This is a genomic window from Stenotrophomonas maltophilia group sp. Smal17, from assembly GCF_030237045.1.
In the GTDB taxonomy this organism is placed as follows: Bacteria; Pseudomonadota; Gammaproteobacteria; order Xanthomonadales; family Xanthomonadaceae; genus Stenotrophomonas; species Stenotrophomonas forensis.
Genome location: NZ_JASJSU010000050.1, coordinates 1 through 11,755, shown reverse-complemented (window position 1 = coordinate 11,755; position 11,755 = coordinate 1). Strand labels below are relative to the sequence as shown.

The window sequence follows — 11,755 nt, the reverse complement described above, 5'->3', positions numbered from 1 at the left end:
GGGGTTGCTGGCCAGCGGCCGCCACTACCCAGGCTTTGCCCACCGAGGTCGAAACCCCGCCTGCAAGCGGGGTTTCGCATTTCAGGGTTAGTCTGTGCGCCCTCTTCCCTGGAATCGCCCGTCGATGCGCCGCCGCTCCCTTGCCCTTGCACTGACCCTGCTGCTGCCGGCCAGCGCCTTCGCCCAGGCCCTGCCGCAGGCTGCACCGGCCCCGGCGACGCCTGCCGCGCGTAGCAGCGCCACCGTGGTGCTGACTGCGGCCCCGGCCGACTGGCGTGCGCTGGAGGGACAGCGCGTGCGCATCGCCGCGCCGTTGACCCTGGCCGGCACCGACGGCCTGGAGCGCTTCGGCCAGCTCACCGTGGCCTTCGATGGCCGCCTCTGGCAGCCGACCGAAGTGGCCGCGCCGGGTACCGCCGGCTACGAGCAGGTGATGGCCGACAACCAGCGTCGCCGCCTGCTGTTGGACGATGGCAGCGACGCCCGTGACCCGGCCGCTGTGGCCTACCTGCCCGGCAACCCGGTGCTGCGTACCGGCATGCAGCTGCGCAACGTCGAAGGCATCGTGCGGGTGGATGCGCAGGGTCGACCCCGCCTGCAGGTCGAAGGCGTGCTGAAGCTGCCGGAACTGAAGCGCCCGGCGGTGCCGACGGTGCCGGGCAGCCTGCACGTGGCCGCCTTCAACCTGGAGAACTTCTTCAACGGTGACGGCCAGGGCGGCGGCTTCCCGACCCTGCGCGGTGCGCGCACGCTGGACGAGCACAAAGCGCAGGTGGCCAAGCTGGTGACCACGGTCAATGCACTCGGTGCCGATGTCGCGGCGCTGATGGAGCTGGAGAACGACGGTTACGGTCCGCAGTCGGCCATCGCCGAACTGGTCGATGCGCTCAACCGCGACCGCGGCGCGCAGGGCGACTGGCGTTTCGTCGATGCCGGCAACGGCCCCGGCGACAACCCGATCCGGGTCGGCATCATCTACCGCGGCACGCGCCTGCAGCCGGTCGGAAAGCCGGCCACGCTGACCGGCGGCCCGTTCGTCGAGCACAGCCGCGTGCCGCTGGCGCAGGCGTTCCAGGGCAAGCACGGCGCGCCGTTCGTGGTGGTCGCCAACCACTTCAAGTCGAAGGGCTGCCGCGATGCCGCCGGCGCCGACGCCGACCACAACGACAACCAGGGGTGCTGGAATGCCACCCGCGTGACTTCGGCGCAGCAGCTGCACGCCTGGCTGCAGACCGACCCGACCGGTACCGGTGCCAGGGACGCGGTGCTGCTCGGCGATTTCAATGCCTACGCCATGGAAGACCCGATCCGCACCCTGCATGACCTGGGCTGGCAGGACGCGTTCAAGGTCGCCAGGGTTGAGCACCCCTACAGCTACGTCTACAACGGCTACACCGGCCGCCTCGACCACGCGCTGCTGAACCCGGGCATGGCCAAGCGCCTGCGTGGTGCCGCCGAATGGCACAGCAACGCCGACGAGCAGGACGCCAGCGGCTACCAGGGCCGCAACGTGCCGGGCCCGTGGCGCAGTTCCGACCACGACCCGCTGCTGCTGGGCTTCGACAGATAAGGTTCGCCGGGGATCTGCTCTGGGAGGGACCTTGATCGGCACGGATGCTGCCGTTGCTTGTGATCTACCAGTCCGCCTTCAAGCGAGCCGAGCATCGCAGGTGAATCAGGGGCGAAGAGGCGCCGATGTCTGAGCGTAGCGAGTTCGGCGCCGTCCCCTGGTTCACCGAGAAGCGCAGGGTACCGGTGCATAGCACCGGCTCGCGTCTGGCGGCGCGTTTCTTTTGGTTACTTTTCTTTTCGCGCGAAAAGAAAAGTGACATCCCACCGCGGGCGCGGAAATGGCCCGCCGCAACCAACGCTCAGCCCCAGGCGATCAACCCGATCGCCAGCACCGCCAGCGCCAGCCCGGCGCGGTTCCACTTCGTGGTGGCCTCGCCGAAGGCGAACACGCCCACCAGCGCACCCAGCACCACCACGCCGATGTTCATGCCGGCGAACACGGTGGCCGGGCTCTGCGGCATCGCCTGGTGCGCATGCACGTAGAACAGGATGTTGCCGCCGTTGAGCAGGCCCAGCAGCGCGCCCGCACCGAGGTTGCGCCAGGCCAGCCGGCTGCGGCCACTGACATGCCGCCACAGCTGCAGCGCCAGCATCAGCACGAAGGCCACGCTGAAGCTGGCCAGCACTGCCGCCATCGACGGCGTACCCGACAACGCAACCTGCTTGAGCAGCACGTCCACCACAGCGAACCCGGCCCAGACCCCCAGCAGCCAGCCCCAGCCGCCGGGTGAGGCGGCCACTGCCGGGCCGCGCGGGCGCAGGCTGATCGCCACCATCGCCAGCAGGCCCAGGCCGAGGCCGGCCAGCTTCCACGGCGTCGCTGTCTGGCCGAAGAACAGGAACGCGGCAGCCAATGACAGCAGCAACGACAGCCGTTGCGCCACGTCGCTGCGGACGATGCCGGCCACCGCCACCGCGCGGCCCAGCACCAGGAAGATCGACGGCAGCACCACCGCCAGCGCCAGCAGCGAGAGCCACGGCGCATGCGGCGCGCGCAGTGCATCCAGCGGCGGCTGCAGGACCACGGCGGTGAGCGTTGCTGCCACCAGGTAGTTCCAGGTGACCATCTGCGCAACATCCAGCTGGCGGCGTCCGGCCACCTTCAACAACACCGAAACCAGCACACTGCAGATCACGGCCAAGGACAGGTAGAGCATGGGGCGGGCACAGGGCAGGGGCGAGGGACGGTATCATGTTGCCATGCACAAGCCCTCGTTCCCCGTCGCCCCCGGCGAAACCGCCTGCCTCGAACTGGACGGCCCGGCCGGCCCGCTGGAAGTGGTCGTCGACCTGCCCAAGGCCGACGTGCCGGTGCAGCCGATCGTCGCCATCGTCTGCCATCCGCTGTCCACCGAGGGCGGCACGCTGCACAACAAGGTGGTCACCATGACCGCCAACACCCTGCGCGAGCTGGGCATTACCACGGTGCGCTTCAACTTCCGCAGCGTCGGCGCGTCGGCTGGCGAGTTCGACCACGGCGTGGGCGAGCAGGACGACCTGAAGGCGGTCGCCGCCTGGGTGCGCAGCCAGCGCCCTGATGACCGCCTGTGGTTGGCTGGTTTCAGCTTCGGCGCGTTCGTGTCGCTGAAGGCGACCGCCGAGCTGCAGCCCGAAGCGCTGATCTCGATCGCGCCGCCGGCCGGTCGCTGGGACTTCGGTGGCATCGCACCGCCGGCGCGCTGGCTGGTGATCCAGGGCGAACAGGACGAGATCGTCGACCCGCAGGCGGTCTACCAGTGGCTGGCGTCGCTGGATCTCCCGCACGAACTGGTGCGCATGCCCGAGACCAGCCATTTCTTCCACCGCAAGCTGATCGACCTGCGCGGCGCGCTGACCCACGGCGTCAAGCACTGGTTGGGCGCGGCGGCATGAGCGCAACCGAGCTGACCCCGTCGCAGCGGTACGCCGAAGGGGTCGCCCGTGGTGACTGGCAGAACGACCCGGCCCAGCACGCCGCGCTGGCCGAGCTGGACCGCATCCACCTGGGCCTGGTCGACAGCGCCGAAGACGGCTGGCTGGACCGCCTGTCCTCGTTCTGGAAAAAGCCCGAGCCGGTCAAGGGCCTGTACTTCTGGGGTGGCGTCGGACGCGGCAAGACCTTCCTGGTCGACCTGTTCTACGACGGGCTGCCGATCAAGCAGAAGTACCGTACCCACTTCCACCGTTTCATGCGCAGCGTGCACGAGCGCTTGCGCGAGCACCAGGGGCAGAGCGATCCGCTGGCGAAGATCGCCCAGGAATGGCGCAGCAACCTGCGCGTGCTGGTGCTGGACGAGTTCTTCGTCACCGACATCGGCGATGCCATGCTGCTGGCGCGGTTGCTGGAACGCCTGTTCGCCGAGGGCGTGACCCTGGTCACCACCTCCAACACGGCGGTGGAGAACCTGTACCTCAACGGCCTGCAGCGCGAGAGCTTCCTGCCGGCCATCGGCCTGCTGCAGCGCTTCTGCGTGGAGCTGTACGCCGAAGGCACCGAGGATTACCGGATGCGCGCGCTGACCCGTTCGCCGGTGTACCGTGCGCCGCTGGCGGCCGACAGCGATGACTGGCTGGCCACGCGCTGGAACGAACTGAGCGGCGGGCAGCCGGCCAAGCCCGGCAACATCGAGATCGAGGGCCGCAAGATCCCGGTGCGCGGCCGCGGCAAGAGCATCGCCTGGTTCGATTTCGCTGCACTCTGCGAAGGCCCGCGCGGACCGTCGGATTACATCGAGATCGCGCACGAGTTCAACACCGTGCTGCTGGGCGGCATTCCCGCCTTCGATCGCCTGAACGAAGATGCGGCGCGGCGCTTCGTCAACCTGATCGACGAGCTGTACGACCGCCACGTCAACCTGGTCTGCACCGCCAGCACTTCGCCGATCGAGCTGTATACCGGTACCCGCCTGCAGGGCGCGTTCGAGCGCACCGCCTCGCGCCTGATCGAGATGCAGAGCGCCGAATACCTGGGCACTCCGCACCGGGCGTGAGGGTGGTTTCCGGGTGAATGCGTTGCCGGCCAGCGGCCGGCACTACCACGCCAGGCGACTATCGGGTCGGCGCCACGGTGTTGCCACGCGGCCGCTCATCCGGCCCGGCCGATACATGCAGGCCGGAACCGTTGCCGTGTTCCACCCGTATGCTTTCGCCGCGCGCCAGCAGCCGCAGTGGCTGGCCCTGGTAGCGGACCTCCAGCGCGTCGTGGGCCGCTGCCAGCGACTGCACCAGCGGGCACAGCGCCATCGCCTTGGCCTCCAGCTGCTGGCTGCGCGCTTCCATGCGGCGGTCGACTTCTGCGTCCAGGCGGTCGGCACGGCGCTCCATGGCGCCGGCGCGGCCGGTGAACACCTGCCACAGCACGCTGCGGGTCATCGACGCGGCCATGGTTTCGGCCATCTGGTCGATGTGCGCGTCAAAACCGTCGCCGAAGGTTTCCTGTTCCCAGTAGCCACGGCCCAGGCTGGCGTCGATCCAGCGCTGCGTCTCCTCGCGCATCGCGCGCATCTGGCGGTTGCGGGACTTGCCGGTGATGGCCTCGAAGGCGGCGTCCAGCGCATCGAAGGTGACCCCGGAGACCTCGTGGGCCAGTGCGGTGGCCGCCGGCATCAGCTGGCGGGCGCCCGCCTCCATCTGCCGCAGCCGGGCCGCGTCGGCGGCGCTGACCGTCACCATCGTGCCGTCCAGGCTCAGTTCGCCGTCGTGGAACACCACCTCATGCGGGGCCTGCGGGCCATGCCGCAGCCAGATGCCGCCGCTGTCCACCAGCACGTCGTAGTCGGTATGGATGCCGCACTGGTCTGAACGCAGGTCCGGCCCCTCGGCGGCCAGCGCCGGGGGAATGAACAGCGCGGCCAGCAGGGCCAGGGCGTTCAGGCGCAGGTGCATCGGACCGTCCTTTTCCAGAAGCGAGCGGCCAGCATCCGCTGCCAGCGCGTGGGCGTCACCGGCCGGAAGTCACCCGTCCACCGCATTCCCACCGGCTGCCCACCACCTATCCACAGGGTTGTCCCTAGCCAGCTTCATCACTGTCATGTGAAGCTGTCATTGTTCCGTTTCTGCGCGGCGTTGTACCACCGCGATGACGCGTTTCGGGCTTGACTGCGCAGCCCGATCCGGCAGGTCTGAAGCGTCCCGATGAGGCGCTGATGGCACGATCCTTGCGGCGCAAGGGATTGCCGAATTTCACTACATTTGGCGTTGACGGCCCCCATTACCCCCACTATCTTGTGGCCGTCGGTCGCAGCAACCCCAATTCCAGGGGGTGGCAGCAGCACCCATCCGCGATCGTCAACGGCAGTGGCAGGCGCAGGGTCTCATCCCCTGCGACGCCGTCCTGCCATCCTGGGCTGTCATGTCCCGGGCTGCGTCACCCGATGCATCGAGCACCCCCAATCACGCCAAGAGGACACACGCCGTGAGCACCGAATCCAGCGCCACCATCGAGAAGGAAAGCGAATTCCTGTTGACGTCGCCGCCGACGGCCAACGCGATGAGTGTGACCAAGCGCAACGGGACCACCGAACTGGTGGATCTGAACAAGATCGTGCGCGCGGTGCAGCGTTCCTCCGAAGGCCTGCACGCCGTCGATCCGATGCGCGTGGCCACCCGCACCATTTCCGGCCTGTACAACGGCGCCACCACCCGCGAGCTGGACGAACTGTCCATCCGCACCGCCGCCCTGCTGATCGGTGAAGAGCCCGAGTACGGCCGCCTGGCCGCGCGCCTGCTGGCCAACTACATCGCCAAGGAAGTCTCGGGCCAGGAAATCTACGCCTTCTCGCAGTCGGTCAGCCGTGGCCATGAAGTCGGCCTGATCAACGACCGCCTGCTGAACTTCGTGCAGACCAACGCACGCAAGCTCAACGACGCCATCGACGGCGCGCTGGACCTGAACTTCGATTACTTCGGCCTGCGTACCCTGTACGACCGCTACCTGCTGCGCCACCCGCACACCCGCAAGGTGATCGAGACCCCGCAGCAGTTCTTCCTGCGCATCGCCAGCGCGCTGAGCGAGGACGTGTCCGAGACCCTGGCGCTGTACAAGCGCATGGGCAACCTGGACTACCTGCCGTCCAGCCCGACCCTGTTCAACTCCGGCACCACCCACGAGCAGCTGTCCTCGTGCTTCCTGCTGGACTCGCCGCAGGACTCGCTGGAGTCGATCTATTCCAAGTACGGCGACATCGCCCAGCTGTCGAAGTTCTCCGGCGGCATCGGCGTCAGCTACACCCGCGTGCGTTCGCGTGGTTCGCTGATCAAGTCGACCAACGGCCACTCCAACGGCATCGTGCCGTGGCTGAAGACCATGGATTCGTCGGTGGCCGCGGTGAACCAGGGCGGCAAGCGCAAGGGCGCGGCCTGCGTCTACCTGGAAACTTGGCACGCCGACGTCGAGGACTTCCTCGAACTGCGTGACAACACCGGTGACGAAGCCCGCCGTGCGCACAACCTGAACCTGGCCAACTGGGTGCCGGACCTGTTCATGAAGCGCGTCGAGGCCGACCAGGAATGGTCGCTGTTCGATCCGCGCGTGGTGCCGGAGTTCACCGACCTGTTCGGCGAAGCCTTCGAGCAGGCCTACCTGCAGGCCGAAGCGCAGGGCAAGGCCAACCGCACCATCTCCGCGCGCAAGCTGTACGCCCGCATGATGCGTACGCTGGCCGAGACCGGCAACGGCTGGATGACCTTCAAGGACAAGTGCAACCGCGCCAGCAACCAGACCCTGCGTCCGGGCAACGTGATCCACCTGTCCAACCTGTGCACCGAAATCCTGGAAGTCACTTCCAACGATGAGACCGCCGTGTGCAACCTGGGTTCGATCAACCTGGGCAACCACTTCGACGAGCACAACGAGTTCGACTTCGAGAAGCTGGCCGAGACCGTGCGCCTGGCCGTGCGCCAGCTCGACCGCGTCATCGACCTGAACTTCTACCCGATCGAAACCGCCCGCCGCGCCAACCTGCGCTGGCGTCCGGTCGGCCTGGGCTGCATGGGCCTGCAGGACGTGTTCTTCCGCAAGCGCCTGCCGTTCGACAGCGCCGAAGCCCGCGCCCTGTCGAAGAAGATCGCCGAAGCGATCTACTTCCACGCGCTGGAAACCTCCTGCGAGCTGGCCCAGGAACGCGGCAAGCACCCGTCGTTCAACGACACCCGTGCCGCCAGCGGCGAACTGCAGTTCGACGCCTGGAACGTGGTGCCGGAAGACACCGCACGCTGGGATGCCCTGCGTGAGCGCATCAAGGAACACGGCCTGCGCAACTCGCTGATGATCGCGATCGCGCCGACCGCGACCATTGCCTCGATCGCCGGCTGCTACGAGTGCGTCGAGCCGCAGGTGTCCAACCTGTTCAAGCGCGAGACCCTGTCCGGTGACTTCCTGCAGGTCAACCGCTACCTGGTGAACGAGCTGAAGAAGCTGGGCCTGTGGACCGCCGACATGCGCGATGCCATCAAGCTGGCCGAAGGCTCCATCGCCGGCGTGGCGCAGATTCCGGAAACGCTGCGCGAGGTTTACCGCACTGCGTGGGAACTGCCGATGCGTTCGCTGATCGACATGGCCGCCGAGCGTGGCGCCTTCATCGACCAGTCGGCCTCGCTCAACCTGTTCATGGAAAGCCCGAACATCGGCGCGATGTCCTCCATGTACATGTACGCCTGGAAGCAGGGCATCAAGACCACCTACTACCTGCGTTCGCGCCCGGCCACCAAGATCGCCAAGACCACGGTGAGCAGCGCGGCCCCGGCCAAGGTGTTCAGCCCGGACGAAGCCATCGCCTGCTCGCTGGAAAACCCGGAAGCCTGCGAGGCCTGCCAGTAAGAGCGGCACCGCCGCGCGGTAGTGCCGGCCGCTGGCCGGCAACCCCGGCCAATGATCATCACCCACGGTAGCGCCGGGCCATGCCCGGCGGCTCACCCAGGAATTCAAGGAAACACCCATGGCCGACAAGCCCAAGCAGATGCTGCTCGATCCCGGTTTTGAACTGACCCTGCGCCCGATGCGCTACCCGCAGTTCTATGACATGTACCGGAACGCGATCAAGAACACCTGGACGGTGGAAGAGATCAACTTCCAGATCGACATCACCGACCTGCACAGCAAGATGTCGCCGGGTGAGCGCCACCTGATCCACCGCCTGGTCGCGTTCTTCGCCACCGGCGATTCGATCGTGTCCAACAACCTGGTGCTGAACCTGTACCAGCACCTCAATGCGCCGGAAGCGCGCATGTACCTGTCGCGCCAGCTGTATGAAGAAGCGCTGCACGTGCAGTTCTACCTGACCCTGCTCGACAACTACCTGCCGGACCCGGAAGAGCGCGTCAAAGCCTTCGCCGCGGTGGAGAACATCGACTCGATCAAGAAGAAGGCCGATTTCTGCTTCAAGTGGATCGATTCGATCCAGGACCTGAAGCGCATCGAGACCCGCGCCGAGCGCCGCCAGTTCCTGCTCAACCAGATCTGCTTCGCTGCGTGCATCGAAGGCCTGTTCTTCTTCGCCGCCTTCGCCTACGTGTACTACTTCCGTTCGCGCGGCCTGCTGCCGGGCCTGGCCTCGGGCACCAACTGGGTGTTCCGCGACGAGAGCGCGCACATGGAATTCGCGTTCGAGTCGGTGCGCGTGGTGCGCGAGGAAGAGCCGGACCTGTTCGACGATGAAATGAAGCAGCAGGTCTATGACATGCTGGCCGAAGCCATCGAGTGCGAAGTGCAGTTCGCCGAGGACGTGCTGTCCGGCGGCGTGGCCGGCATTTCGACCCGCGACATGCGCCAGTACCTGCAGCACTGCGCCGACCAGCACTTCGCCAAGCTGGGCATGGAAAAGAAGTACAACGTGCGCAACCCGCTGCCGTTCATGGAACTGCAGGACGTGCAGGAGCTGACCAACTTCTTCGAACGCCGCGTCTCGGCCTACCAGGTCGGCGTGCAGGGCGAAGTCGCCTTCGACATGAACTTCTGATCGAACCGGTCAGGCCTGTCGTAACGGAAACCCCGGCCAACGCCGGGGTTTTTCGTGGTTGCCACGCTCGCCGCTCTTCGTAGAGTCGAGCTTGCTCGACTGCCGTGCTCTTGTAGAGTCGAGCCATGCTCGACTGCTGTTCGCGAGGATCAGTCGAGCAAGCTCGACTCTACATTCAGCGCCGCCCTTCCACCGCCATACGCACCGCCAGCCCCGCCAGCACCGTGCCCATCAGCCAGCGCTGCACCGCCTGCCAGGTCGGGCGCGCGGCCAGGAAGCCGGCGATGCTGCCGGCCATCACCGCGATCACCGCGTTGACGCTGACGCTGACCGCAATCTGGGTGAAGCCCAGCACCAGCGACTGCACCAGCACGCTGCCGTGGCCTTCCGGGTGCAGGAACTGCGGCAGCAGGGACAGGTACATCACCGCGATCTTCGGGTTCAACAGGTTGGTCAGAAAGCCCATCGCGAACAGCCTGCGTGGACCGTCCGGCGGCAGGTCGCGCACCGCGAACGGCGAGCGGCCGCCCGGCTTGAGCGCCTGCCAGGCCAGGTACAGCAGGTACAGCGCGCCACCGATGCGCAGCGCGTCATAGGCCAGTGGCACGGTCATCAGCAGGGCGGTGATGCCCAGCGCCGCGCACAGCATGTAGAACACGAAGCCCAGCGCCACCCCGCCCAGCGAGATCAGGCCGGCGCGGCGGCCCTGGCAGATCGAGCGCGAAACCAGGTAGATCATGTTCGGCCCGGGCGTGAGCACCATGCCCAGCGAGATGAGGGCGAAGGCCAGCAGATCGGAGGTCGCAGGCATGGGCGGTCCTGGCAGGGGGCGTGGCGCAGTGTAGCGCCGCCTGCACGGGGCCTGGCTTAAAATCGCGGCACCCCACAGCGAAGCACCGCCATGACCCCGATCCCCGAGACCGTGCCGCCCACCGAAGTGCGCATGGCCGAAATCGTCTTCCCCAACCACACCAACCATCTGGGCACCCTGTTCGGTGGCCAGGCGCTGGCGTGGATGGACAAGGCCGCCTTCCTGGCCGCCGCCCGCTACTCGCGCCGCACCGTGGTGACCGCGCGCAGCGACCAGGTCGATTTCAAGCTGCCGATCCGCATCGGCCAGATGGTGGAGACCATCGGCCGCATCGTCGAAGTCGGCCGCAGCTCGATGAAGGTCGAGGTCGAACTGGTGGCCGAAGACCTGCACAGCGGCGAGCGCAAGCTGTGCACGCGCGGCCACTTCGTGATGATCGCGCTGGACGAGGAAGGCCACCCGATCGCGGTGCCGCCGCTGCCGGTGGCCTGAGCCCGCCGGCTGAACCGGCGCTTGCGGGGGCGCATGCGCGCCCCCATCTGGCAGCCATGACCCTGCCGCTGACCGACTTCATCGACCGCGCCCAGCGCCTGTTCGTGCTGACCGGCGCCGGTTGCAGCACCGCCTCGGGCATTCCCGATTACCGCGATAGCGACGGCCAGTGGAAGCGCACGCCGCCGGTGACCTACCAGGCCTTCATGGGCGAGGCGGCCACCCGCCAGCGCTACTGGGCACGCAGCCTGCTGGGCTGGCCGCGCTTCGGCCTGGCCCGGCCCAACGGCACCCACCAGGCACTGGCCGCGCTGGAAAGCCGTGGCAAGCTGCAGGTGCTGCTGACCCAGAACGTGGATGGCCTGCACCAGCGCGCCGGCAGCCAGAATGTGATCGACCTGCACGGCCGGCTGGATCTGGTGCGCTGCATGGGCTGCGAGCGCCGCAGCGGGCGCGAGGCTTTCCAGCAGCGCCTGCTGGATGCCAATCCGGGCTGGGACGCGCTGGAGGCCGGCATCGCGCCCGATGGCGACGCCGACCTGGAAACGGATTTCTCCGCCTTCGTGGTGCCGGACTGCCCGCACTGTGGCGGCCTGCTGAAGCCGGACGTGGTGTTCTTCGGCGAGAACGTGCCGCGCGAGCGCGTGGCCGCCGTGCACGAGCACCTGCAGCAGGCCGATGCGGTGCTGGTGGTGGGCTCGTCGCTGATGGTCTATTCCGGCTTCCGCTTCGTGCAGGCTGCGGCCAGGGCGGGGTTGCCGGTGGCGGCGCTGAACCGTGGCCGCACCCGCGCCGACGACCTGCTGCAGTTCAAGGACGGGCGCGATTGCGCCGAGGCGCTGGCCGCGTGGGCTTCGCCCTGAGCCGAGCCCACGCTCGGCTGCGCGCCCACCGCGAAACAGCGATCCATCCAGACGGTTGATTCGCAGGCCGTGCGGCGGTGCAA

10 protein-coding genes are annotated in these 11,755 nt (G+C 67.5%); 7 read left to right on the top strand and 3 right to left on the bottom strand.

Going from position 1 to position 11,755, the window contains the following annotated elements:
- The first annotated feature begins 124 nt into the window (after positions 1–124).
- Positions 125–1,570, top strand: coding sequence for an ExeM/NucH family extracellular endonuclease (locus QRO93_RS13715; RefSeq protein WP_180878696.1), 1,446 nt, complete (start codon positions 125–127; stop codon positions 1,568–1,570).
- 301 nt (positions 1,571–1,871) lie between these two features.
- Here QRO93_RS13715 and QRO93_RS13710 read toward each other — a convergent pair whose 3' ends face one another.
- Positions 1,872–2,729: an EamA family transporter gene (locus QRO93_RS13710; RefSeq protein ID WP_180878695.1), complete on the bottom strand. Its 858-nt coding sequence runs from the start codon at positions 2,727–2,729 to the stop codon at positions 1,872–1,874.
- 43 nt (positions 2,730–2,772) lie between these two features.
- Here QRO93_RS13710 and QRO93_RS13705 point away from each other — a divergent pair, with 43 nt between their 5' ends.
- Together QRO93_RS13705 and zapE are read left to right on the top strand one after the other, a co-directional pair.
- Positions 2,773–3,444: an alpha/beta hydrolase gene (locus tag QRO93_RS13705; protein WP_053448505.1), complete on the top strand. Its 672-nt coding sequence runs from the start codon at positions 2,773–2,775 to the stop codon at positions 3,442–3,444.
- Positions 3,441–4,541: a cell division protein ZapE gene (zapE, locus tag QRO93_RS13700; protein WP_008267934.1), complete on the top strand. Its 1,101-nt coding sequence runs from the start codon at positions 3,441–3,443 to the stop codon at positions 4,539–4,541. The genes QRO93_RS13705 and zapE overlap by 4 nt, the downstream gene beginning before the upstream one ends.
- Before the next feature lie 58 nt (positions 4,542–4,599).
- Here zapE and QRO93_RS13695 read toward each other — a convergent pair whose 3' ends face one another.
- Complete coding sequence (locus QRO93_RS13695) at positions 4,600–5,436, bottom strand: DUF2884 family protein (protein WP_164087817.1); 837 nt, start codon at positions 5,434–5,436, stop codon at positions 4,600–4,602.
- Between the two features lie 529 nt (positions 5,437–5,965).
- Here QRO93_RS13695 and QRO93_RS13690 point away from each other — a divergent pair.
- Both QRO93_RS13690 and QRO93_RS13685 read left to right on the top strand, forming a co-directional pair.
- Positions 5,966–8,368, top strand: a complete 2,403-nt coding sequence (locus QRO93_RS13690; protein WP_180878694.1) for a ribonucleoside-diphosphate reductase subunit alpha — start codon at positions 5,966–5,968, stop codon at positions 8,366–8,368.
- Positions 8,369–8,486: 118 nt separating this feature from the next.
- Positions 8,487–9,506 (top strand): ribonucleotide-diphosphate reductase subunit beta, encoded by a 1,020-nt coding sequence (locus QRO93_RS13685; protein ID WP_008264781.1) that lies wholly within the window; start codon positions 8,487–8,489, stop codon positions 9,504–9,506.
- A 175-nt stretch (positions 9,507–9,681) separates the two neighbouring features.
- Here the strand turns inward: QRO93_RS13685 and QRO93_RS13680 are convergent, their stop codons facing one another.
- The gene (locus QRO93_RS13680; RefSeq protein ID WP_053448509.1) at positions 9,682–10,317 is read right to left on the bottom strand and encodes a LysE family translocator; all 636 of its coding nucleotides are present in this window, start codon (positions 10,315–10,317) and stop codon (positions 9,682–9,684) included.
- A 90-nt stretch (positions 10,318–10,407) separates the two neighbouring features.
- On the opposite strand from QRO93_RS13680, the gene QRO93_RS13675 reads away from it, so the two are divergent.
- Together QRO93_RS13675 and QRO93_RS13670 are read left to right on the top strand one after the other, a co-directional pair.
- Entirely contained in the window at positions 10,408–10,809 is a 402-nt protein-coding gene (locus QRO93_RS13675) for an acyl-CoA thioesterase (RefSeq protein ID WP_049435481.1), read from the top strand.
- A 56-nt stretch (positions 10,810–10,865) separates the two neighbouring features.
- Positions 10,866–11,672: an NAD-dependent protein deacetylase gene (locus QRO93_RS13670; protein ID WP_180878693.1), complete on the top strand. Its 807-nt coding sequence runs from the start codon at positions 10,866–10,868 to the stop codon at positions 11,670–11,672.
- The last annotated feature ends 83 nt before the right edge of the window (positions 11,673–11,755 follow it).